This is a genomic window from Staphylococcus sp. 231237_7MaSpsaltlick (assembly GCF_043107035.1).
On the sequence record NZ_JBICNX010000006.1, the window covers coordinates 46516 to 71287 of the forward strand.

Below are 24772 nucleotides of genomic sequence, written 5' to 3' on the forward strand. Positions count from 1 at the left end.
AGCGTTTACATTTTTGTTATCATTCACAATTCTTACAATAATAAGCACTACTTTTATTCGATTTATACAAATACTTCTACAATTTTCTTTGAGATACTATAATTAGCTAAATATATCTAAAATAGGGGGCTCATCACTTTGACTCAACAAACATCAAGCTGTCTAACGACAGATGGTTTTTCATTACCATACACTACTATTACTGCTAAGCAAGATGATGTTAAAGGGGTTATCGTTTATTATCATGGAGGTGGTCTGATCTTTGGACAACCAAATGATTTAGAACAGGCATATATTGATATACTCACTGAAAATTATCACTTAATACTTGTTTCTTATCGCTTAGCTCCGGAAAGTAATTTAGAAACCATTATCAGCGACGCGTTGCTCAACTTTGATCATGTACAAGCAACTTATCCAGAACTACCGCTGTTCACTTTCGGTCGTTCAGCCGGAGCATACTTGGCGATGCTCGTCGCCTTAAAAAGAACAGTCGCAGGTGTAATTGATTTTTATGGATATGCACGCATACATACACCTGCTTTTTTAACAGCTAATAAACAATTTCAAACACTATCATCACAATTATCACCTAATATCATCAATCAACTTATTCAAAAGGAGCCGTTAGTCACTGGACCAATTCAAGCGAGATATACAATTTATTTATATGCTAGAGGACAAGCTGAATGGATTAATTATTTGGGTATTCAATCGTCTTCACAACAGCAATTTAATATTTCACCACAACAATTAGAGTCTTTTCCACCTACCTTTATTGTTCATTGTACTGGAGATCCAGATGTGCCGTATAGTGAAAGTGAACATATTCATCGCTTTATAGAAGAAAGTCATTTCGAATCCCTATCCTTAAATGAGCATGATTTTGATAGAACATTTAAGGAAAAAGGCATCGCAATTTACCACAAAGTAGTTCAATTTCTTAATCAAGTTGTCCAACATTATGGAGGAGATAACCAATGAATATAGATAACGTAATTGATAATTTCCAAACATTTAATAACTTTGCACGTAATACGTCGAATGGTGGTATCAACCGGATTGCTTTTAGTCATCCTGAACGGTTAGCAGCACTTAAATTTTCAATGCTCTGTCAAAAGGCTGGATTAGATGTATATTTTGACTTTTTTGGAAATGTAATTGCTCGCAGAGAGGGTAAATATCCTCATTTAAAACCCATTGTATTAGGTTCGCATATCGATACGGTGAAAGATGGCGGACAATATGATGGATTATTGGGGGTTTTAGGTGCCCTTGAAGTAGTCGAACATTTAAATGAACATCAAATTGAAACAGACCACCCATTGATTATTATCGCTTTCGCTTGTGAAGAATCGACACGTTTCAATGAAGCTACTTTAGGTAGTAAATATTTAACCGGCAAAATGACTAAAGAAGACATGAAAGATATACATGATAATGATGGCAATATTTTGTACGATATTGTTGCACCCTTGGCACAAGATATGAATGGAAAAACAGCATTATTTGAACGCAATAAAATCAAAGCCTTTTTAGAATTACACATTGAACAAGGTCCTATTTTAGAAAATAATAACAAAGATATTGGTATTGTTACTGACATTGCCGCTCCGCACCGTTTCAAATTACAAATTCAAGGCGTGACAAGTCATTCAGGTTCCACACCAATGCCCATGCGACGTGATGCATTGACCACTGCTGCAGAAATCATTCTAACAATCGAATCCATTGGTAGGACTTATCATGCGCAAGGTATCGTTACAACTGTAGGATATACCCAAGTATATCCTAATACGATGAATGCCATTCCTGGTGAAGTTACATTACTTATAGATATCCGTGGTAAAAAGCAAGCTATCAGAGAACAAGTTGTAAATGAGGTTAAGCAAGCAATAACAGAAATTACTGAACGTCGTTTACAAAGCTATCAATTAGACGATTTAGGGCAGGATCAGCCACGTAGCTTTAATCAACACATCGCAAAAATTACTGAACACAGTTGTATAACTCAAGATTATAGTTATCGTTATATGTATAGTGGTGCTGGTCATGATGCAATGAATTTCGCTCCAATCTGTCCAACCAGTATGATTTTCATACCTTGTAAAGACGGAATCAGTCATTCTCCAAAGGAATCCGTCACATCTGAGCAAATAGCAAAAGGCATACAAGTACTTATCGATACAACGATTGAATTATCAAAGTTAGACATTACATTAGCCACACATGAATCCTAATATAAAAAACCGAGTCCCATTATTGAGACTCGGTTTTTTATTTTTGAAAATATTACAAACTAGTGAGACACTATGAATCATAGAGTAACAGATAGATAATCATATTACGAGGTTGATGATAATGACATATATTAGCTTTATAAGACATGGAGAAACTGCATGGAACACTGCAGGCAGACTACAAGGGCGCACAGATATCCCTTTAAATCAAAATGGCGAACTACAAGCCAAAGCATGCGGAACATTTCTAAATCCAAATGATTGGGATATCATTATTACAAGTCCTTTAAAAAGAGCACGTAAGACTGCTGAGATTATTCAAGACCATCTCAACATCCCTCTTATTGAAATGGAAGAATTTATAGAAGTTGGTTTTGGAGAAGCAGAAGGTTTAACATTTGCAGAGCGAGATCAATTATACCCTGAACGCAACTACCCTAAAAAAGAACACTCTAACATGGTGACTGCTCGCTTTTTAAAGGGATTAGATAGAGTAACTCAACAATACAAAGACCAACATATTTTGATTGTTTCACATGGTGCCTTTATCAATGCAATTGTTTATCACTATACGAACGGACAAATGGGTACCGGAGTGACACGTTTAAATAATGGTGGTATCACAACATTACATCTAAGTGAGCGTTCAGGTGAAATTATTAGTTATAATGAAATCAGTCATTTAAACCCTCAAACACTAACAAATGATAGCAAAATATAATAATTAAGAATCCGCTACGTATAAGCCAATTGCGTATTGTTAACCACAATGTAATAAACTAGCCTGTGATATCGATCGATTTAAGATATTCTTGTAGTTACATCATATCAACAGTCAATGTAATGTATACAAAAAATCCTTTAATACCCACACATAATGTGTGTTATTAAAGGATTTTTCACTATATATTAATAATTAATGAAACGACCGCTTCTGATATCTGCGACGCCTGTTTCTTGATTATAAATCTCTTGACCTCTTAATATTGTTCGAGTCACTTGTGCTCCAATTTCTCTACCAAGATATGGGCTCATTTTATTACGATATTCTAAATCTGCTTCTGTCAAAGTATAAGGTGAATCAGGTTTGATAAATACAAAGTCTGCATCTTTACCAATTTCTATACTACCCTTATCATACATTCCAAAGCGTTTTGCTGGTTCAGTGGCAATAATTTCTGCGAAAAGTTTCAATGTCATATTACGTTTTTGTACACCTTCATCATAGAGTACATCGACATTATTTTGTAATCCTGCAATGCCACCCCATGCTTCAAAGGCATTATCAGTTGCTTTCAAGTCTGGTGTACACGGTGAATGATCTGATGTAACAAATCCGATATCACCATTTAATACACGATTCCACATACCTTCAAGACGTGATTTTTCACGGATTGGTGGAGAGCATTTTACTACAGGACCAATATCATCTAACTCCTCTTTATAGAAGTAAAGGTAATGTGTACATGTTTCACAGGTAATATCAACACCTTCTTGCTGTGCTTTAACAACCTCATCTACACCTTCTTCACATGCAACGTGAACAATATGCACACGACAACCTGTTTCTTTCGCAAATAAGATAATTTTACGGATTGGTTCAACTTCAGTAAATACTGGTCTTGTGTCTACATAAGCACTCAATGTTGTTTCGCCATTGTCTTTAGCAATTTGTCCTAAACGATCTGTAATGGCCGCATTCTCAGAATGAATTGATAAGATTTTTCCTGTCTTAGCAATTTGTTTCATTCCTTCATACAATGAATAATCATCTACATCTTGGAAGTCTCCTTCAATAGAACGGTCTCCACAAGTAGCAATAAACGCTTTATAACCAATGACACCTGCTTCGTCCAACTCTTGAATACCACCATTTAAATTGTATGGCACTAACCCACCATAACTTGCCACATCTACTGCAAGTTCATCCTTACCTGCCTCAAATTTCACTTCAATAGAAGCTTTATCTGTTGTCGCTGGTACTTGGTTTAACGGCATTTCGATAAATGAAGTTACCCCACCTTTAGCAGCGGCTTTAGTTCCAGTTTCATAACCTTCCCAACCATCACGGTATCCACCACCTGGTTCAGTAATATGCACATGTGCATCGACCATACCTGGAGATACTATTTGATTTTCGGCATCGATGACTTTCGTAGCCTCGCCTAAGTCATGTCCAATTGCAGCGATTTTTCCATCTTTAACTCCTACCTCGACATTTTGCTCTCCATTTTCTAAAATTACTAAACCATTTTTGATAATTAAATCAAACTTCATTATACTTCACTCCTTCTTTTTCTTTAGAAAATACCTTTAATAAATAGTGCAAAATAATATAAATCACACTAGAAATTATGAAACCGATAAACCATGAAAAATCAGAAATAACCTTAAATGCTGGTAAAAATCCTAATAATGAAATTACGACACCAACAATAGTTGCTATATATGCTGAAATGTTAATACGTTGAATATTGATTTCTTTATCAAACATATCAAAATACAATTCTTCTAAATTAATTTGACATCGTGTCACAAGGTAGAAGTGCACAATCATCACACCTGCTACCGGACCTAAAAATGCCCCGATTGCATTTAGAAATACTACAATACTGCCTTCATTTTCCATCATCTTCCAAGGCATAATAAGTACACTTGCTACACAAGCAATAATGACGCCTCTACGGTAATTCACAATCTTAGGCATCAATGCACTCAATTGATAAGCTGCCGGAATAATATTGCTTGTCGCATTAGTTGAAATCGTAGTCATCAACAATACACCCGTAGCAATAAGTATTGCCCAGAAATTGCTCCATTCATTGATGATAGTTAAAATATTCCATTCTTGATGTCCAAGATATATAGAACCACCAATGATAATAAAGACACTCGCAAACGCAAAGAGAACATGCGCTACAACAATACCTGATATTTGACCGATAACTTGAGCTTTAGTAGATTTTGCATTTTGTGTAAAATCTGCAACGCTGGAACCAGGACCAGCCCATACACCTAACAACGAGTTAAATATCAAGAAGAATGATAAGATTGCTGGATAAAGTATGCCATCTGTCTTAGTCGAAATATCATAATTTAGGATATTGCTGACGCCACCCGAAACAGTGATGCCCCATATCGCCATGCCTCCAAACACGATGTATATTAATGGATTTAAAATGGCTGTGAATTTATTAAGAATCTCACCACCACCAAAGCCAATTGCAAAGCTAATTGCCCAGAATATAAGGAAAGCGATCAATGCTGGAATTGTAATTCCTAAAATTGTCATCCCATGTCCAATATCACTAAAACCTGGAAAGATCTTATTTAATAAAATATGTAACGCTTGCGAACCAGCAAATGTTTGTAATCCAAACCATGCAATACCAGCAATCACACCACGTAATACGCCTGGCAGTTTCGCACCGACATCACCATATGTAGAACGTAATTGCATAGAAAAAGGTATGCCATATTTAGAACCGGCATATCCATTTGCGACTAATAGTAATGCAATAAAGAAAGAACTAAAGATTAATGCAATGATGACTTGCAATGGCGATAAACCAATTAATAAAAACCCTCCAACCGCTGTATAATTCGGTATATTATGCACGGCACCCATCCACAAAGTAAAAAAGTTGAATGCGGAATTGTTTCTTTGTGCCGGCGTCTTCGGTATGATGTCTTTGTTGTAACCGCGCTTTTCGAAAAAGCTTTGGTCATGCGACGTAGCCTTCCCCACTGTTCCCATTATTTAAAACTCCTTTGCTATAATAAACTTATAACTTTTTTGTATAATGCTTTATTAATAGTTTATATCTAGTGTAAGCGTTTTTCTTTGTTGACTATGACATATCTTCTAACAAAAATTATATATTTCGAACAAAAAAGTGTATAATTCATAATGTATAGAGTTATTTTTATCTCATTTACTAATGTTATTAATATGTAAAATTTTCTTATAAATATACTATATTATTACTTTTTTCACAGAGAAACGCAATTATTTTTGCAAATTTTCTAAAAATTTTAACTACTATGGAGACGGAGGTAAGCACATTGACTACACTTAAAGAAATTCTATCCGTTCCTCAATTTAAAGGCTTAGAACTTATAAATAAAAATGGGGACTTGTCGTCTGAGGTTACCAATTTAGATATAACTGAGAACAACGATATTAAAAATTTCACCTCAGAAAATTCATTTATATTAACAACTGGCGTTTTATTCCAAGAGAGTCAAGCAGGCTTAAAGAGATTAATCAAAGATTTAAATGACATACACACGGCAGGACTGGGAATTAAAGTTTCTAGGTTTCTACACGAAATAGATCCAGAAGTTATTGCATATGCAGATGAACTCGGATTCCCATTAATTGAGATACCAGAGGGGTGGAATTTAGGAGAAATTACACATGAAATTTCCTCATTTATTTCTGATTCAGAAACAGGCAAATTAAATTATGCTTTGCATATTCAACAAGAACTCAATCAATTGTTGATTAAAGGATTCAGCATCAAATCGATGATAGAACGTATGAGTAAATTATTAGGTGTTCCAATCATCTTATTTGATCCCTTCAAAGTACCAGAAGCGGTCAGTCATCATTACCAACAAAACAAAAAATTGACTCGCGCGCATATTAACTATTTTCATAATCATTATCACGAATACCTAGAACAAGATAAAAATAAGCAAGTATTCGAAAATAAAGATCATATTATCTTTAAAGTATTAGGCTATACTTATTTCCCTTATTACCTTATGGTCTCTCAAGTCGACAAATTGTCCTATCCGTTTAGTCTATTGACGATCGAACAGGTTGTAAGCGTGTTAAGTTTTGCTTTATATAAAAATACTAAAATTGAAGAAGCTGAACAAAATGACATTAATCGCTTTTTCGAGTCACTTGTCAATAATCGGTCAGATCAAGCATTATCTATCAAAAAGCATGCGGACTTATTACAGCAATATCACATATATCGCTCTAATTATTATCAAATTATTATTTGTGCCATTGATTCGGAGAATACATTAGAAAATAGTTACTATATAAATGAGCGTCAACAACTCACACTGTATTGGCTTAAGCATAAACTGACAGACATCGATTCCTATACAAGTATTTATAGATTACCGAGTAACGATCGCTTCGCAATATTATTACAAAGCAAGCATCAATATTATTATGATTATTTACAACAAATACAACAAGAATATCCTAAGCATTTTGACGGTAATATCTCCTTTGGTATCGGTAATGAGGTCACTGAATTCACCCAACTGGCATCTTCATTTTTTGAAGCAAATGAAGCTTACGAAAATGCCTTATTAAATAATCAACGAGAATTTATATCTGACTATCATTCAAAGGATATCAAAGAGTTACTTCAACTGATTCCTAAAGAGAAACTACAACCCTTTGTAAAACACACGCTTGGACCACTAAGTCATCCTTCAACTAAGAAGGATTCAGAACTTAAACAAACATTACAAGTCTACATGGATAGCCAATGCGACATTACAAAGACAGCAGAAAAAATTTATATCCATCGTAATACAGTGAAATACAGGATTAATAAATGTAGTAATATGATTGGTACCAATATCGAGGATCCAATTCATTCCTTAAATATCAGAATTGCATTATATGTTTCTGAAATCATGGACTTTGAATAGTGTAGCTAACACGGCGTTGCTCTCAAAACTCGAAGTATGTAACTCGTTTAAATGTGCCTATGTTGCAACATTTAGACATCTCTCTACTTCAAATAACTTCATAATTAATATACTGAAATCAATTAAAGCACCAGTAGTCGACCTGTAAATTTCACATTTACAAGTAGCTACTGGTGCTTATTCTTGTTGTTATACCACTGTAACGCCATAGATTCTAAGCGTTTCATATACGCATCTTTACTTTGACAATAACCTTCGCTATCAAATCTGAATGACTTCGCCAATTTTCGCTTTAATTCACCATAATGTTCAACCATATTGTCATACGCCAATAAATAGTCTCTTACAGCCAAATGTCGTTCAATTTGCGCCCGTTCGGATTTAGGAAATACATGGACATGATGCGTTCTTTGGTCTCCCCCCTTTATAAAGAATCTACGGTTTTTAATACCATTTTCAGCTTTTGCAGCGTATCCCAATTCAAACATCTCTGGGTTATAATGATCTACCGCTTTAATATTATTAACTACAACCAATATATCAATGATGGGTTTTGCGTATAAATTGGGTACGGATGTACTACCAATATGATATATATCAACGACTTCATTGTTAAACAACTTTGCTAATTGCACCTGCTCCCTACTAAAAGCTTCCTTCCAAGCAACATCATAAGGCATCACTTCTATTGTTCTCATGTTCATTACTCCTTATCTACGCTCTATACAATATAACTACTGTACTTCGATTACTATATCCCCTGTTTTCATCACTATTACGCTTAATTTGTTTATGTTTTTAAAAAGAATATATTCAAATGAATTTAGATTTTATAAACAAATGGTTTGCTTTGCTAACTTAAATTCGTTACTATTTATTGTTGGGATGTTATAAAAGGAGATGTATTTGTAATGTCGGAGATTGCTTTATCGAGTAAAAAGAGAAATACGATTATTTTAGTTATGCTGAGTAGTGCATTTGTAGCAATGCTTAACCAAACACTACTGAACACAGCTTTACCTGCAATTATTACAGGTTTAAAAATAACTGAAACAACTGCTCAATGGCTTATTACGGGATTTATGTTAGTTAATGGGATTATGATTCCGTTAACAGCATTTCTAATGGACCGATTCCATACCAGACCACTCTATATATTCTCTATGAGTGCTTTCTTGATTGGATCTATTATTGCTGCATTATCACCATCGTTTGGGTTACTCATGTTTGCACGTGTTATCCAAGCTATAGGTGCAGGTATACTATTACCACTGATGCAGTTTACCGTCTTCACGTTATTCCCAGCTGAAAAACGTGGGTTCGCAATGGGGCTCACTGGTATCGTAGCCCAATCCGCACCAGCAATCGGACCAACTTTAACAGGATTTTTAATTGATTCATTTAGTTGGAGAGCGCCATTCCTTGTAGTCGCTACAATCGCTTTGATTGCATTTATCATTGGTGCTATTTTTGTCGAAAGTAATAATGAAACTAAATTAACGAAATTAGATAAAACTTCAGTTGTTTATTCAACATTTGGGTTTGGTTTAATGCTCTATGCATTTAGTAGTGCCGGTAACCTTGGATTTTCTTCTCCGATTGTCATCATTTCGTTAATTCTCGGTATAATTATTGTCGGTGTATTTGTATCTAGACAAATTCGTATCGACAATCCTTTATTGAATATGCGCGTGTTTGCTAATCGAACATTTTCATTATCTGCATTCTCGTCAATGGTATTATTTATCGGAATTGTGGGACCCGCTTTATTAATACCAATGTATATTCAAACTGGTTTAGGCTTATCAGCTATATTATCTGGACTAGTTATCTTACCTGGTGCTGTCGTAAATGCATTTATGTCAGTATATACCGGCAAGATATTTGATAAGTATGGTTTGAAAGTACTTGCTATACCTGGTTTTATTTTATTAATTATTATGACTATCTTACATTGTTTCTTAACTGTAGATACGCCATATTGGTATGTCGTAGTCATTTATGCCGTAAGAATGTTCGCAGTAGCATTGATTATTATGCCTTTAAATACAATCGGCATTAATGCTTTAGATACTAAAAATATTTCACACGGTACTGCTATCATGAATTCATTAAGAATTATCGCTGGCGCTATTGGTACTGCGATAATGATTACAATTATGGCTATCGTTAGAACAAATTATGCCAACCATGCTACACACCAATCCAAGACTGAAATCATGCAACATGCAACCGTACTCGGTGTAGATGCAGCCTTTGCATTCACTACAGTATTGTTGATTATTGGTTTTGTTTTAACTTTAATGATTCGTACTCAAAAAAGATAACATTGCGTCATAATACTAGCACCCTTACGCTATTACGGGCACGTAAGGGTGTTTTTTATATTAATATTTAATTATCTTTACAAACAGCAGTCGCTCTATCTAAGAACAATTGCGCCGCTTTGGAAAAGGTATGATCCTTACGCCAAACAATATTATGTTTAGCCTCTAACACTGGATATAATGGAATAAAGCAAAGATCATTCTCCTCGGATGTATCGATTAAATTTTCCAATGAAATTGCATGACCAATGTTTGCCTTGACCATCAAACCAGCATTGAATGCCAAGTTGAAAGTTGCTACAACATTCGCTTCATCATAACTGTCACCAAGCCAATCTAAAAACTCATTATTAGGTATTGTTTGGTCAATCGCCTGTCTCGAACAAATAAGTGGTTCATTACTAAGTACTTTTCTTTCAATTTGTTTATAGTGCGCAAATTTACTATTCCTTTGCGTAATTAGTCCCCACCTATCCGAAGAGGGTAAATTCAAAGCTTCATACTTATTTAAATTCGCAGGTTGAATTAAGATACCAAAGTCTAACAATCCCCTATCTAAACGATACTCGATGTCTTCTGCATTCCCACTATAAATATGAAAATACACATTAGGGTATTCCTGTTGAATCTCTTTAAATATCTCAGCAATAATTTGTATTCCAATCGTTTCTCCACACCCAACATAAACATTACCTTCAATTTGTTTATCGATATACTTAAACTCGTCTTGCAACTTTTGCGACATATCCAACAACTCTTGAGCACGTTGCTTCAATAACACACCTGCTTCAGTTATATGAATATGATGGTTACTTCTGGTAAATAACTTAACGCCCAATTCTTCCTCTAAATCTTTAATCTGTCTAGAGAGTGTAGGTTGCGTAATATGCAATGAGTTTGCAGCTCTAGTAATACTTTCTTCCTTTGCTACTGTAACGAAATAGAATAAAGTTCTTAAATCCATTTTGAACCTCCTGTTATGTTAATTAAGCATATCTAGACATAGTTATTAAGTAATTGTTATAACTCATTATACACATTACACTACTGATAACAATTATTTTAGGAGTGACAATATTGAACAATAATAGACTAATTATCTTCATTCTGACTTTAGGTGTCTTTGGTATTTTAAATACTGAAATGGGTTTTATTGGACTAATCCCCAATATTGCAACACAATTTAATGTATCAACCTCTACTGCGGGATGGCTTGTATCAGCATTCGCAATTGGCATCGCTATTTCTGGTCCTGTCATGCCATTAGTAATGTCTAAATTAGAACGTAAAAGTATTATGCTACTTGTCCTAGCCATTTTTGTTGTCAGTAATGTGATCTCTATATTTACTACAAGTTTCACTATACTACTGATTGCCCGAATTATTCCGGCCATATTCCATCCGGTTTATATAGCCTTAGCATTTTCTGTAGCTGCCGATTCTGTTGAAAGGAAAGATGCTCCAAAAGCTGTGTCACGTGTATTTATAGGCGTCTCTGCTGGTATGGTAATCGGCGTACCTATCGTCAATTTCTTGGCATCTCAATTTTCATTAGCAATCGCAATGTCCTTCTTTGCAGTAATCAACATGATAGTCTTGATTATGACTTTAAACTTTATTCCAAAAATGGCCAACAACAAAACTGCATCTTACGGTAGTCAATTACAAATGTTAAAGCGACCGTTAACTTGGATTTCCATTATCGTTTCATTGTTATTTAATGCTGGGATATTTGGTGTTTATAGCTATCTCACAGATTTCTTAAATAACGTAACAGGCGCAACACATTACATCACATCTATCGCACTCTTTATATATGGTGCAGCAAATATAATTGGTAATATATTAAGCGGAAAATTATTAACTACCATTCCACAAAAAGCTATATTTAGCCTACCCTTTACATTAATTATGATTTATAGCGCAATGTTTGTATTTGGCTCTCAACTCATCCCAATGTTCATATTGACATTAATATGGGGTATTGTTGCAGGCATTTCCTCTAACACAACACAATATATTATCACTAGCGCAGCACCTGACGCACCAGATTTATCAAATGGCATTTTCCTATCCGCAGTGAACCTTGGCACAACAGTTGGTACATTTATTGGAGGCGTGTTTATCAGTACGTTAGGTTCAAATTATGTATTACTTGTTGGAATTCTAGCAAGCATACTAAGTATTTACTTAGTTACCGTGAGAAACCAAAAATATACAGCCAGTGCTGATTCATTTACTGAACTTCAAACTTAAAAAAGCACAAAAAAAAGACGAGCAATGCTCGTCTTTTTTATTCGTTATTATAATTTAACAACGTTAGCTGCTTGAGGACCGCGGTCGCCATCAACGATTTCGAATTCAACAGCTTGTCCTTCTTCTAATGATTTGTAGCCTTCTTGAGCGATAGCTGAGAAGTGTACGAATACGTCGTTTCCACCTTCAACTTCGATAAAACCAAAACCTTTTTCTGCGTTAAACCATTTAACTGTACCGTTATTCATATTAAATTCCTCCATGTGCTTTTGCACGAATATTCGTAATCTGTCTTAAAAAATCAAAAGGAGTAAATTCAAAAGAATAAAACTACAAATCAATTTCACGAACTAAATTACTTAATTACTATTATAAAGATAGTAGTTCCATTTGTACACCTTTTTCGGATAATAAATTTTAAATTTTAATCAGTAGCTTTATTATATTGCATTAAACGATATAATTTTTTAAGTAAAACTTATCGTTAAAAATTAATGATTCAATGCATAAAGCCTTGTTATATACAGTTTATTATTATTGGAAAGACTTAATTATCTGTTTCGTTTTGTAATACTTTACCATTTTTAGCATCTACTGTAATTTCATGTGTTTCTTGACCTTTACTTAAATCCATATCATAAACGAGCTGTCCATCATCTTTAGCGAGAGACCATTCTCTAATCTCACCATCAAATTCCTTTTGTCCTTTTTTAATAGCTTTTTTATAATCTATTACATCATCATAATGAAATGCTTCTCGTTTATCAATATCATTCTCTTTTTCGCTTTCTTTATGAAGCATTTTACCATTACTATCGGCGATCGCCACTTCAGATTCTTCATTTTGCCCTTGTTGTTCCACCTTATAACGCCACTTGCCATTACTTTTTTCAAATGATATACCTTTTAAGTCTTGATTAGTATAAGTTTGCTGCGCCTTTTTAATGGCATCTGTAGGGTTGGTCTTCACCTTATTAATAGCAATAACTTTGTCACTCGTTCCTTTATTGCCCCCTGTTGCTTCGTCTTTATCCTCTTTGCTTTCATCACTGTTACCACAAGCTACTAATAATACACTCGTTAAAACAATTCCCGATATATACTTCAACTTCATATCAAAACCTCCTTGCATTCATTAATTATTAAATTCCCGAAATATAAATTAGAAAACAATGCAAAAATATATTTTTCTTATTCAACCACAAAAACATATAAAACATACTTTTCAACAAAATAATTAAGTATAAGAATAAGTTATCAATATTCATCTAATAATAACTTAAATCAATTATTATATTTTACGCAATTTAGATATTATTATTTAAGTAGACAAAATACATAGATATTATCAAAAAATTGAATAGCGGAGGATATTTCATGGACGAAAAAAAGGCAGGAATCTTTGGCTGTCTTGGATGTTTAGGTTGCTTTGGGTTAATCATTTTAATCATCGTATTGTTTAGCGGTTGTGCAATGATTATTGATAAAACCCAAAATAATGATTCAGATACCGAAGATAAGAAAACACACAAAGTTGATAAAGATAAAAAGCACAAAGATAAGAAAAATGACGACGACCAGCAAGATGCAAATACGATGGAAAGCGAAAGCACAGAAAATACAGAAGCAAGTGATGAAAGTACCAACGAAAATGATAATGATACAGACAAAACGTCATCATCTCATAATAATGCTTCAAACCAATCTAATACACAAAAAGCTAACTCACAATCATCATCAACCAATGAATCTAATGCTGCATACGCTGATCCAGATGCAGATGTTGATGTCGATGCTCCAGAAAAGAATGATATACCTAGCACACCAAATGTTAATTCATCGAATAATAATTCGAATAATAATTCAAATAATAATTCAAATAATAATTCTGGTGTCGATACGCCTAAACCAGGTGAGATTACTTCAGGAATGCCTGGTTACGATGCAAGTCGTGATCGAGACAAAGACGGTATTATTAATGAAAAATAATTTACACTTTTCAGAGACTACAAACAATGTGGTCTCTTTTTTATTACAATACAATAGAAAAATTAATAGTATTTTTAAAATTCAAATTGATAATGATTCCCAATTAATTCATAATTGATGTTAAGGAAAATATAGAATAAAAGGAATGATTATATGAAGAAGTACATCTTCTTATTTATAGCTGTATTACTCGTACTCACTGGATGCAGCCAAGACAAGTCAACATCCTCAAAGGACACAAAAACCTTTGAAACAAAATCGGGAGAAAAGATTAAGATTCCTAAAAATCCAAAGCGTGTCGTCGTATTAACTTCAAATGGCGGAAACTTCAAAGACCTAGGTGTAACACCCGTTGGCATCGATGCAGATTTTCCCAAATCAAAGTATGTTAATGAAAAAGGGTCTAAACGTGTTGGTTCAGAAGATGTAGAAAGTGTCGCAAAACTCAAACCAGATTTAATTTTAACTTATGACGTTAATACTAAAATCAAGAAATATAAAAAGATAGCTCCGACCATTCCTATCAAATACACCGATTACTCTTATAAAGAAATGCACTTAGCAATTGGTAAGATTTTAAATAAAGAACAAAAAGCGAAAGATCAAATTAGAGATTTAGAAAATCAATTACAGCAAGATGGACAAGATATCAAACAAAAAATTGGTAAAAACAAAACATTTACAGTTATGGAAATTCAGCCAAAACAACTATCCATTTTCGGTGAAAATTTCGGTAGAGGTACACCGATTATCTACCAAGAATATAAGTTTCCTTTCCCGAAAGGTGCCAAAGATGGCTTAGCTAAAAATGGCTTTAAAAAAATTCCTTATGAACAATACAATAAATATGCAGCCGATTACGTCTTGATTCCAACTGATTCTGGCAAAGCTGAAAGCAATGATTTTACAAAATCTGAACTATGGAAAAATCAAGAAGCATATAAAAACAAACATGTTTATTATTATTCAAAGGATGAAGCAACATATTCAAACCCAACTTCATTAGAAAAACTATCTAGTCACTTTAAAGATATGTTGACACACTAGCCTAAATATCTATCTTCAATTATATATAACTATATACTTTCGCAAAAAACGTCAATTTCTATTACAACAGAAATTGACGTTTTTTAGTTAGCGATATTTAATATGATTATTTTTCAATAAAAGCCTTATTTTTATAAACAAAATATCTTCTCACAAATTCAATAACCATCATCCAAACGATATGGCCGAATAACTCAGATAAGTGTTCATGCAAAGGCTGTTGTAATGCATTAGGCACCACACCCATCAAAGGCATAATAATCAAATGAAATGCAATCCAAACTATGACACCAAATACAGCACCATAACCCATTGCCACCTTTGTAGAATAATTCACGAGTATCGCATAAATGAGCGCAAATGCAATAGCAAAACTAAAATGTATAATAAAACTCACCCAAGGCATTGATTGCTCAGAGAATTGATATGTTGAATGTGTAAAATCAGAACTGAAACCAAAATGTTGCAACAATTCCTGTGGTGGATTTGTAGCATTACGTTCCGGTGTTCTTGGTGGAAACATAACTTCCCAACCAAACTTAACGATGCCAGATAATATCCCACCCACAAGTGCAACATACACAATTTGAATAAGGGATAATTTATTTTTTCCTTTCATAAATACATCCTCCTTATATTATTTCCACAACAAAATTTTACCAAAGCAAATTTATTCAATTCAATATGATTTAGATTGTGAATATTAATATTTTGTGAACATTTTCACATTAAAAGAGTAGATGTCTTATTTAGTGATACTTTCGCTAAAATTAAAAGTTCATATAATTACTGACATAGGAGACTGACCCAATTGCAGATGATTTAAACACTTTAATTTTACCCCCAACTTATAAAGTAAAATTGCACATTACTAAACTTAACTTAACTCATTTATTGATTACTTCAGTTTTTAGACTGAACGTATTCAAAACGTATTCAAGGCAAAATAAAAAGAGCTAGAAAGTGCATAACAGCAACGTTTCCAACTCTTTTTTAATGCCTATCTATTATTCCCACTCAATTGTACTTGGTGGCTTAGAAGTAATATCATAGACGACGCGGTTTACGTGGTCTACTTCGTTTACGATTCTGCTTGAAATCTTTTGTAAGACTTCCCAATCGATACGCGCAAAATCACTTGTCATACCATCAATAGAAGTTACGGCACGAATACCCACTGTGTGGTCATACGTACGGTAGTCTCCCATTACACCTACTGATTGGATACCCGGTAATACTGTAAAGTATTGCCAAATGTCACGTTCAAGACCTTCCTCACGAATGACTTGTCGTAAAATCGCATCTGATTCACGGACAATTTCTAGTTTATCCTCAGTAATTTCTCCAAGTACACGGATACCTAAACCTGGACCTGGGAACGGTTGTCTCCAAACTAAATGTTCTGGAATACCTAATTCAATACCTAATTCACGCACTTCATCTTTAAACAATGTGTTGATTGGCTCGATTAATTGGAATTCCATATCTTCTGGTAATCCACCAACATTGTGGTGAGATTTAATTGTTTGTGCAGTCTTAGTACCTGATTCAATTACATCTGTATATAATGTACCTTGCGCTAAGAAATCAACGCCTTGTAATTTAGATGCTTCATCATCAAAGACGTAGACAAATTCATTACCGATGATTTTACGTTTTTGTTCTGGATCAGAAACACCTTGCAATTTGCTCATGAAACGATCTTGTGCATTTACACGAATAATATTCATGTTGAAACCTTCACCGAATTGTTCCATAACCATGTCGCCTTCGCCCTTACGTAATAAACCGTGGTCAACGAAGATACATGTCAATTGATCACCAATTGCTTTGTGTAATAATACTGCAACTACTGATGAATCCACGCCACCGCTCATTGCACAAAGTACTTTACGGTCTCCTACTTGGGCACGAATCTTTTCAATTTCAATTTCAATAAAGTTTTCCATTGACCATTCACCAGTACAATCACAAACGCGACGCACAAAGTTACGTAATAAATCATTACCGTATTCTGTATGACGTACTTCAGGGTGGAATTGTACGCCGTAAATGCGACGTGATTTATCTTCGATAGCAGCATAATTTGTGCTAGGGCTATCAGCGATTACTTCGAATCCTTCAGGAATTTCGATTACTTTATCCGAATGACTCATCCAAACGTTTTGCTCTTCAGGTAAACCAAAGAATAACTCGTCTGTCTTAGCATTAATTACAGCTTTACCATATTCACGTTCATTGGCACGCTCAACTTTACCACCTAGTAATTTAGTAGTTAGCTGCATACCATAACAAATACCTAAAATAGGTACACCTAAATTATAAATTTCAGGATCGATTGTAAATGAATTTTCTTCATATACTGAATTTGGTCCACCAGAAAGGATAATACCTTTAGGATTTAAACGTTTTATTTCTTCAATACTAATTTCATGATCGTGTAACTCACTGTATACACCCATTTCACGAATACGTCGTGTAATCAATTGGTTGTATTGGCTACCAAAGTCTAAAACAAGTATCAATTCTTGCTCTTTCGCCATTTCCATAACTTTAAATCTCCTTTAACTTAGAATGAATAATTTGGTGATTCTTTTGTAATTTGAACGTCATGTGGATGACTTTCTGCTAAACCAGCAGGTCCCATGCGTGTAAATTGAGCTTCTTCTCTTAATGATTCTAAGTTTGCTGAACCAGTATAGCCCATACCAGATCTTACGCCACCCATTAATTGATAAACTGTATCTTGTAAAGATCCTTTATATGCAATACGGCCTTCGATGCCTTCTGGAACGAATTTTTTAGGTGTTTTGTCTTCTTGGAAGTAACGGTCATTTGAACCACTTTCCATGGCACCTAATGAGCCCATGCCACGATATACTTTATATTGTCTACCTTGGAAAATTTCTGTTTCTCCTGGGCTTTCTTCTGTACCAGCCAATAAGCTTCCTAGCATAACAGCATGTCCACCTGCAGCTAATGCTTTAATAATATCACCTGAGAATTTAATTCCACCATCTGCGATAATCGCTTTACCATGTTTACGTGCTTCTGTAGCACAATCATAGATTGCTGTAATTTGAGGTACACCAACACCAGCAACGACACGTGTTGTACAAATTGATCCAGGACCAATACCAACTTTAACCACGTCTGCACCAGCTTCGTATAACGCTTTTGTTCCTGCTGCAGTAGCTACGTTACCTGCTATTAATGTAACTTGTGGGAATTTTTCTTTAATGTGTTTTACTTGGCTTAATACGCCTTTAGAGTGACCATGTGCAGTATCGATAACAAGTGCGTCAACGCCTGCCTCTACTAATTTCTGTGCACGGATATCTGTATCTTTCGCAATACCAATTGCTGCTGCAACTAAGAGTCTACCGTGAGCATCTTTAGCTGAGTTAGGGAACTCAAGTACTTTTTCGATATCTTTAATTGTAATTAAACCTTCTAGGCGTCCATTTTCAACTAATGGTAACTTTTCAATTTTATGTTGTTGTAGTAACTCTTCTGCTTCGTCCAATGTCGTACCAACTGGCGCAGTTACTAAATCTTCTTTAGTCATTACGTCAGAAATTTTAATTGAAAAATCTTCGATAAAGCGTAAGTCACGATTTGTGATAATACCTACGAATTGTCTATCCGTTGTATTATTAACGATAGGTACACCAGAGATGCGATATTTACCCATCAATGCCTCTGCTTCATAAACACTTTCCTCAGGAGTTAAATAAAATGGATTAGTGATGACACCATTTTCAGAACGCTTAACTTTTTGTACTTCGTCTGCTTGATCTTCGATATTCATATTTTTATGAATAACGCCTAAACCACCTTGACGCGCCATTGCTATAGCCATTTTTGATTCAGTTACCGTATCCATACCTGCAGATAATACGGGTATATTTAATTTTACACCTTCTGATAATTGCACACTTAAATCTACCTCTTTTGGTAACACATCAGATTCCGCTGGTAACAATAACACATCATCAAATGTTAGTGATTCTTTTTCAAATTTATTTTCCCACATACTCGTACAGCCTCCTAATATTTGTTTTATAGTTACATTATTCCATAACTTCTGACTTTTGTTGATACTTTATGCCATTAAAAAAGAAATTCAAAACAATCGCCGAAACTGCTCCAAGTACAATACCATTCTGGGTTAACCAAGCGAAGTTATCACCTAGTGCTTTAAATGCTTGTGGTACTGCACTTATACCCGTTCCTAGTCCAACTGATACAGCAATAATCAATAAATTATTTTGATTCTTAAAATTAATATTACCTAATATACTAACACCATATGCCATGACCATGCCAAACATAGCTATCATCGCACCGCCTAATACTGGAAGTGGAATCATATTAGCCATTGCGCCTATTTTGGGAATACATCCACAAACAAGCAACATAATGACCATGCCATAAATTACATTATTCTTCTTCGCCCCTGATAAAGATACGAGTCCGACGTTTTGTGAATAAGCCGTATAAGGAAATGCATTGAAGATAGAGCCTAAAATAATTGCAATACCTTCTGCTGTATAACCCTTTCTAAAATCTTTACGTTCTAGCTTCTTACCAGTGATTTCACTCAAAGCGTGATATACACCAGTAGATTCAATTAAACTGACTAGTGCGACGATAAAGAATACTAATGTCGCACCAAAATCAAAACTAAATGTCGAAAATCTAAAGGGTTGTGGCAATGCAAACCAATGCGCATCACCCACTTGTTTCACATCTACGACACCAAAGAATGATGCGAGTACTGTCCCAACAATCAAACCAATTAATATGGCGATGGATTTCATAAATCCTGTCGTCAATCTTTGTACGACAAGTATAACGATTAATGTCGTCACTCCTAAGATGATGTTTTTAGCATCTCCATAATTTTTAGCACCTTCTCCACCTGCTAAATAGTTCATAGCAACTGGCATTAAATTAATACCAATAATCGTTACTACACTGCCCGTTACTACTGGTGGGAAGAATTTAACTAAATAAGAGAAAAACGGAGCAATAATGACTACTAATATCCCTGAGAGAAATAATGAGCCATATAAATCGCCAATACCTTTCGTTTGTCCGATTAAGATCATTGGTGCCACTGCGGTGAAGGTACAACCTAATACAATCGGTAAGCCGGTCCCCGTACCTTTCCACACTTGTAAGAATGTTGCTAATCCACACATAAAGATGTCTACTGTGACTAGAAATGCGATTTGTTCTGGTGTAAAATCCAAACTCGTACCCACGATAATCGGAACTAATATCGCACCGGCATACATCGCTAATAAATGTTGAAGACTTAAGATAAATGTCTTCATGCCTCGTCACCTACGAATGTCACTTCGTTACCCTTTAATGACGCAACTTTACATAATGACGATACCGTTAATCCTGCTTGTTCTAAACGTTCTCTACCTGGTTGGAAACTCTTTTCAATGACAATACCAACACCAACTGTCTTAGCTTGTGCTTGTTCAACAATCTCATTTAGCCCTAATGATGCATCACCATTTGCTAAGAAATCATCAATGATTAGCACGCGATCATCTTCATTTAAAAACTCATTAGACACAATGACCGTGCTTGTAGTGTTTTTAGTAAATGAATGAATTGAAGCTTGGTAAACATCTTGAGTCAATGTACTTGGCTTTGCTTTTTTAGCAAATAGACAAGGTACATCAAAATGTAAAGCTGCCATAATTGCCGGTGCTATACCAGATGCTTCAATCGTTAAAATTTTTGTGATACCTTCTTCTTTGAATTGTTCGTAAAAGGTCTGCCCCACACTATGCATTAACTTAGCGTCAATTTGATGATTTAAAAATCCATCTACTTTAAGGATTTTTTCATCAATGACTACGCCGTCATCTGCAACCTTCTGTTTTAACAAATCCACTCAAAAAACCTCCTCATTTTGTATACAAAAAAAATCCTAAACTAACTTAGTTTCAGGATCTATGAGTGAACGTGCAATACCAAAAGAAGCCATTCTCCATCTTATAACGATTACGCGCTAACTTGGTTCCTTACATCCATTTCCCTTTTCATAAAAATGTAAGGTCGTATTAATCGTAATGTCATTATTATTTTAGCTTTAGCAACCGCAAAGGCATAAAACAATATGAATTTTAGTCTCGTGTATTGTATAGGTTACTCATAGTCACATCGTTCATGGCGACATGGTAGAAACTTCTAAAGCCGTATCCTTTAGATTATATGAGTTAGATAAATTATTAACTGATAATAGCAAATTTCACGATTATTTTCAATATGTCATTTTATGTAATCGTTTTTATATAATTATCCTATTAAAACTACAACAGTATGTGAAAGCGTTTCATAATTCACCTAAATAGTAATTGTCAGTACTATCACGTAGTTATATAATAATAGTATATTCGTTTTATTAATTTTGTATGTGGGTAAATATTACTAATCACACAACATCGGATGGAGGGACTTTAAATGTCAGATTTCACAGTTGTACAAAGCAAGGAAGAAATTTTAAACACGATTGAACAAAAGCTAAGTGAAGGATATAAAGCTTCAGAACTTTCTGTATTAAGCAAATCCAAACTTCACATTGATGAGTTACACGATTCAGAGGTGAATCTAACATCAACGAGCGGTACGTTCAGTGATAAGATGGCTAAGCTGTTAACTGGTGAAGACGGTGAAGAAATTGTCTTATCTTATTATCATATTTCAGATGAAGAAAAGACACGCTATAAAGACGCAATCCTAGATGGCAAGTATGTAGTAGTAGCGAAGAAAGATACTTCTACACACGAAGAGGTGGAGGATTATAATGCCGCTTACGACCCAAAGCCTAAACCAGGCGTAACACATTACGCCGAAGAAACGCATGGCCCTAAGTCGTAATTACTTACGCACACCTTAACAAATTAATATTTCAATGAAAGCACCAACCCTTGTGATATGTACTGTGGGTTGGTGCTTTCATTTCCGCACTAATTATGGCACCTAAAATGTTCTTTCATTTATATTGGCTATTTATCTACAATTTATTACAAACTCATCATCTATGTTATAATAAACGCAATAATTTTGGAGGTGTACCCATGGAGTTTAAGACTGTCACATCTATTGATGACCCTTTATTTGAAGCCGCATTGAAAATATATGATGAAAGGTTTGATATTGGTTTATCAGAAGACAAACAAATCTTCAAGCAATCATTAGAGAATGTCCATACTAAAGATGATTATTTATTCATCGTAGGTTTAGAAGACGGTCAACCAGTCAGTCTCGCTACCGCCCATTATGAAGCGACAACTAACTCAGCATTTTTAATCTATCTTATAGCCGTCAATCAGTCTAACCATAGTGAACTCATTACACAAACTTTGGATCAAGTCGAACTTGAAATCAATAAACTATCAAATCAATTACACGCACATGATGTTAATTTCATTATGCTTGAAGTAGAAAAGGAACCTGCTGAAGTCGAAGAAAAGGATATTCAAATTTTAGAAAACAGACGAGAATTCTTATTTGAACATGGTTTTGAGAAACAAACTGACATCGATTATTTAGCTCCAAGTATATATGGTTATGCCGATGGTGTACCAATGGATTTATTTATTAAATCAAACATCGAACTTACCAAAGATATCTATGGACCTAGTATCAAATCCAACTATATTCTTAAATATGTATTTGCCAATAAAATCTCTAGAAGTATAATTTACCCGTTATTAGAAGAGATGGATCTGCGCAAGCGATTGTGATAGGCACTTGAAATCACTGGTTAAACAGGTTAAAATGACGTAGAGGTAAGACTGACGTTTCACTAACCGGAGACAAACGTCAGTATACATATACTAATAATTAATTATGAAAGGACTTATTTCTATGTTAACCAAAGAATTTGCACAACGTGTGGAACTAAGTGAAAAACAAGTCCGCAAGATCGTTCAACATTTAGAAGAACGCGGTTACCAACTTAGTAAAACTGAATACCGAGGCCGTGAAGCAACTGATTTCCAAGAAGAAGATATCGAACTTTTCCAAGATATTGCAGATAAAGTTAAACAAACAAATAGTTATGATTTAGCATTTGATGAGTTAGAAAAAGAGAAGGACTTCTTACAAGTACTTGTAAAGGACGAAGGTAGCAATCTACCAACCGATCAAAATGTTTCACATTTAGTCGAAGATTTGCGTAATGAAATTCAAAAAATGCGTGACGAACGACAAATGTTAGGTCAAATGATCAATCAAGTACACCAACAACAACGTGAATTACATGAAATGCAAAATCAAATCACTACTCAATTAAACAATAATACTGAATCATTAAAGGCAATCCAAACATCTACGGATGAAATCAAGACAACACAAAGTGCGATTCAAGAAGCTCAAATCGAACAACAATCGATTGCTCAGTCTAACGTTGAATCAAAACAAATACCCGCTAATCAAAGTACAACTACAAGCGATTCAGAAAGTAACTATACTGAAAGTTCGACTGAACAACGTACTGAACCTAGTAAACAAACAACAGAGACTAGCGCACAACAAGATGATAAAGCTGTCGATAAATCGATTGCTAATTCGAACAACTCAGCACAAGCAAAGACTGAGAAAGATGAGATCACTCAAGTTAGCAAACCTGCTGACACAACAACAACTAAATTTGATGATAAAGGTGACGCTAACAAAGTAGCGACGACAACCACTTCCGACAGTACTACCGATACGAGTAAACAAGTAACAACGAATGATTCTACTGCTACACGCGATGAAAAGGTAGAACAATCTGTGGAAACTGACAAAGAAGCAACTATCTCAGATGATAATAAAGAGACAACTCAAACATATACTTCACAAGCAACGCATAGCGAACCTAAAGAAGAGCGAAAAGGTTTCTTCGCTAGACTATTCAATTTATAAGATTCAAAGATTAGATTATAACGGAGCGACTCTAACAATTAGAGTCGCTATTTTTTTGTTAACTTCCTTTGATTTATACCCCATTCATCCCTCGTCCTACGCTACACTTTAAACTCTTGCATTGTACATTTATCATTAAGTAACACTCACCTTCCTTACTCACTCTGTCTCATATCATTATTTATCATTTATACAATTCAATTATTGTCAGAAAATAAAATCATTTCAATTTTATAAATTATTTTGAGTAATAGACTTGAATAATATTTCATTAGCTACTATCCTTAG

22 protein-coding genes and 1 riboswitch are annotated in these 24772 nt (G+C 34.6%); of the genes, 11 read left to right on the top strand and 11 right to left on the bottom strand.

The genetic code is table 11. The features are described from left to right. The first annotated feature begins 138 nt into the window (after positions 1–138). From ACF91D_RS13065 to ACF91D_RS13075, 3 genes are all read left to right on the top strand, one after another. Positions 139–984 (top strand): alpha/beta hydrolase, encoded by an 846-nt coding sequence (locus tag ACF91D_RS13065; RefSeq protein WP_107589708.1) that lies wholly within the window; start codon positions 139–141, stop codon positions 982–984. Next, positions 981–2240, top strand: a complete 1260-nt coding sequence (locus ACF91D_RS13070) for a Zn-dependent hydrolase (protein ID WP_107526674.1) — start codon at positions 981–983, stop codon at positions 2238–2240. The genes ACF91D_RS13065 and ACF91D_RS13070 overlap by 4 nt, the downstream gene beginning before the upstream one ends. Before the next feature lie 121 nt (positions 2241–2361). Continuing rightward, positions 2362–2961 (top strand): histidine phosphatase family protein, encoded by a 600-nt coding sequence (locus ACF91D_RS13075; protein ID WP_107589709.1) that lies wholly within the window; start codon positions 2362–2364, stop codon positions 2959–2961. 188 nt (positions 2962–3149) lie between these two features. On the opposite strand, the gene allB is transcribed toward ACF91D_RS13075, so the two are convergent. Together allB and allW are read right to left on the bottom strand one after the other, a co-directional pair. Beyond that, positions 3150–4517 carry an allantoinase AllB gene (allB, locus tag ACF91D_RS13080; RefSeq protein ID WP_107589710.1) on the bottom strand — a complete coding sequence of 456 codons (1368 nt, stop codon included), beginning with the start codon at positions 4515–4517 and terminating at the stop codon, positions 3150–3152. Then, complete coding sequence (gene allW / locus ACF91D_RS13085; RefSeq protein ID WP_107589711.1) at positions 4507–5997, bottom strand: allantoin permease; 1491 nt, start codon at positions 5995–5997, stop codon at positions 4507–4509. The genes allB and allW overlap by 11 nt, the downstream gene beginning before the upstream one ends. 308 nt (positions 5998–6305) lie before the next feature. Here allW and ACF91D_RS13090 point away from each other — a divergent pair, with 308 nt between their 5' ends. Next, entirely contained in the window at positions 6306–7925 is a 1620-nt protein-coding gene (locus tag ACF91D_RS13090) for a PucR family transcriptional regulator (RefSeq protein WP_107589712.1), read from the top strand. A 167-nt stretch (positions 7926–8092) separates the two neighbouring features. On the opposite strand, the gene ACF91D_RS13095 is transcribed toward ACF91D_RS13090, so the two are convergent. Further along, positions 8093–8623, bottom strand: a complete 531-nt coding sequence (locus ACF91D_RS13095) for a GrpB family protein (RefSeq protein ID WP_107589713.1) — start codon at positions 8621–8623, stop codon at positions 8093–8095. Between the two features lie 213 nt (positions 8624–8836). Between ACF91D_RS13095 and ACF91D_RS13100 the strand changes: the two genes are divergently transcribed. Next, positions 8837–10252: an MDR family MFS transporter gene (locus tag ACF91D_RS13100; protein ID WP_107589714.1), complete on the top strand. Its 1416-nt coding sequence runs from the start codon at positions 8837–8839 to the stop codon at positions 10250–10252. Positions 10253–10319: 67 nt separating this feature from the next. Here ACF91D_RS13100 and ACF91D_RS13105 read toward each other — a convergent pair whose 3' ends face one another. Continuing rightward, entirely contained in the window at positions 10320–11216 is an 897-nt protein-coding gene (locus tag ACF91D_RS13105) for a LysR family transcriptional regulator (protein ID WP_042737585.1), read from the bottom strand. Positions 11217–11329: 113 nt separating this feature from the next. Between ACF91D_RS13105 and ACF91D_RS13110 the strand changes: the two genes are divergently transcribed. Next, positions 11330–12508 carry an MFS transporter gene (locus tag ACF91D_RS13110; RefSeq protein ID WP_107589715.1) on the top strand — a complete coding sequence of 393 codons (1179 nt, stop codon included), beginning with the start codon at positions 11330–11332 and terminating at the stop codon, positions 12506–12508. A 47-nt stretch (positions 12509–12555) separates the two neighbouring features. On the opposite strand, the gene cspD is transcribed toward ACF91D_RS13110, so the two are convergent. Both cspD and ACF91D_RS13120 read right to left on the bottom strand, forming a co-directional pair. Then, the gene (gene cspD / locus ACF91D_RS13115) at positions 12556–12756 is read right to left on the bottom strand and encodes a cold-shock protein CspD (RefSeq protein WP_042737587.1); all 201 of its coding nucleotides are present in this window, start codon (positions 12754–12756) and stop codon (positions 12556–12558) included. Between the two features lie 299 nt (positions 12757–13055). After that, positions 13056–13622, bottom strand: a complete 567-nt coding sequence (locus tag ACF91D_RS13120) for a PepSY domain-containing protein (protein ID WP_107589716.1) — start codon at positions 13620–13622, stop codon at positions 13056–13058. Between the two features lie 263 nt (positions 13623–13885). On the opposite strand from ACF91D_RS13120, the gene ACF91D_RS13125 reads away from it, so the two are divergent. Together ACF91D_RS13125 and ACF91D_RS13130 are read left to right on the top strand one after the other, a co-directional pair. Further along, positions 13886–14497 carry a hypothetical protein gene (locus ACF91D_RS13125; protein WP_107528074.1) on the top strand — a complete coding sequence of 204 codons (612 nt, stop codon included), beginning with the start codon at positions 13886–13888 and terminating at the stop codon, positions 14495–14497. 153 nt (positions 14498–14650) lie between these two features. Continuing rightward, positions 14651–15544 carry an ABC transporter substrate-binding protein gene (locus ACF91D_RS13130; protein ID WP_107589717.1) on the top strand — a complete coding sequence of 298 codons (894 nt, stop codon included), beginning with the start codon at positions 14651–14653 and terminating at the stop codon, positions 15542–15544. Between the two features lie 106 nt (positions 15545–15650). Here the strand turns inward: ACF91D_RS13130 and ACF91D_RS13135 are convergent, their stop codons facing one another. The 5 genes from ACF91D_RS13135 to xpt form a co-directional block, all read right to left on the bottom strand. Continuing rightward, positions 15651–16163, bottom strand: coding sequence for a YagU family protein (locus ACF91D_RS13135; RefSeq protein WP_107589718.1), 513 nt, complete (start codon positions 16161–16163; stop codon positions 15651–15653). Between the two features lie 388 nt (positions 16164–16551). Then, complete coding sequence (gene guaA / locus ACF91D_RS13140) at positions 16552–18093, bottom strand: glutamine-hydrolyzing GMP synthase (RefSeq protein ID WP_042737592.1); 1542 nt, start codon at positions 18091–18093, stop codon at positions 16552–16554. Between the two features lie 20 nt (positions 18094–18113). After that, complete coding sequence (gene guaB, locus ACF91D_RS13145; RefSeq protein ID WP_392437159.1) at positions 18114–19580, bottom strand: IMP dehydrogenase; 1467 nt, start codon at positions 19578–19580, stop codon at positions 18114–18116. Positions 19581–19617: 37 nt separating this feature from the next. Beyond that, positions 19618–20886 (bottom strand): xanthine permease PbuX, encoded by a 1269-nt coding sequence (gene pbuX / locus ACF91D_RS13150; protein WP_107527257.1) that lies wholly within the window; start codon positions 20884–20886, stop codon positions 19618–19620. After that, the gene (xpt, locus tag ACF91D_RS13155; protein ID WP_042737595.1) at positions 20883–21464 is read right to left on the bottom strand and encodes a xanthine phosphoribosyltransferase; all 582 of its coding nucleotides are present in this window, start codon (positions 21462–21464) and stop codon (positions 20883–20885) included. Before xpt ends, pbuX begins: the two co-directional genes overlap by 4 nt. Before the next feature lie 241 nt (positions 21465–21705). After that, positions 21706–21808, bottom strand: a riboswitch (purine riboswitch). Positions 21809–22033: 225 nt separating this feature from the next. On the opposite strand from xpt, the gene ACF91D_RS13160 reads away from it, so the two are divergent. From ACF91D_RS13160 to ACF91D_RS13170, 3 genes are all read left to right on the top strand, one after another. Further along, complete coding sequence (locus tag ACF91D_RS13160) at positions 22034–22450, top strand: general stress protein (protein ID WP_107511731.1); 417 nt, start codon at positions 22034–22036, stop codon at positions 22448–22450. Between the two features lie 200 nt (positions 22451–22650). Next, positions 22651–23319: a hypothetical protein gene (locus ACF91D_RS13165; protein WP_107527256.1), complete on the top strand. Its 669-nt coding sequence runs from the start codon at positions 22651–22653 to the stop codon at positions 23317–23319. 124 nt (positions 23320–23443) lie between these two features. Further along, complete coding sequence (locus tag ACF91D_RS13170) at positions 23444–24484, top strand: RodZ family helix-turn-helix domain-containing protein (RefSeq protein ID WP_107589719.1); 1041 nt, start codon at positions 23444–23446, stop codon at positions 24482–24484. Positions 24485–24772 lie beyond the last annotated feature (288 nt).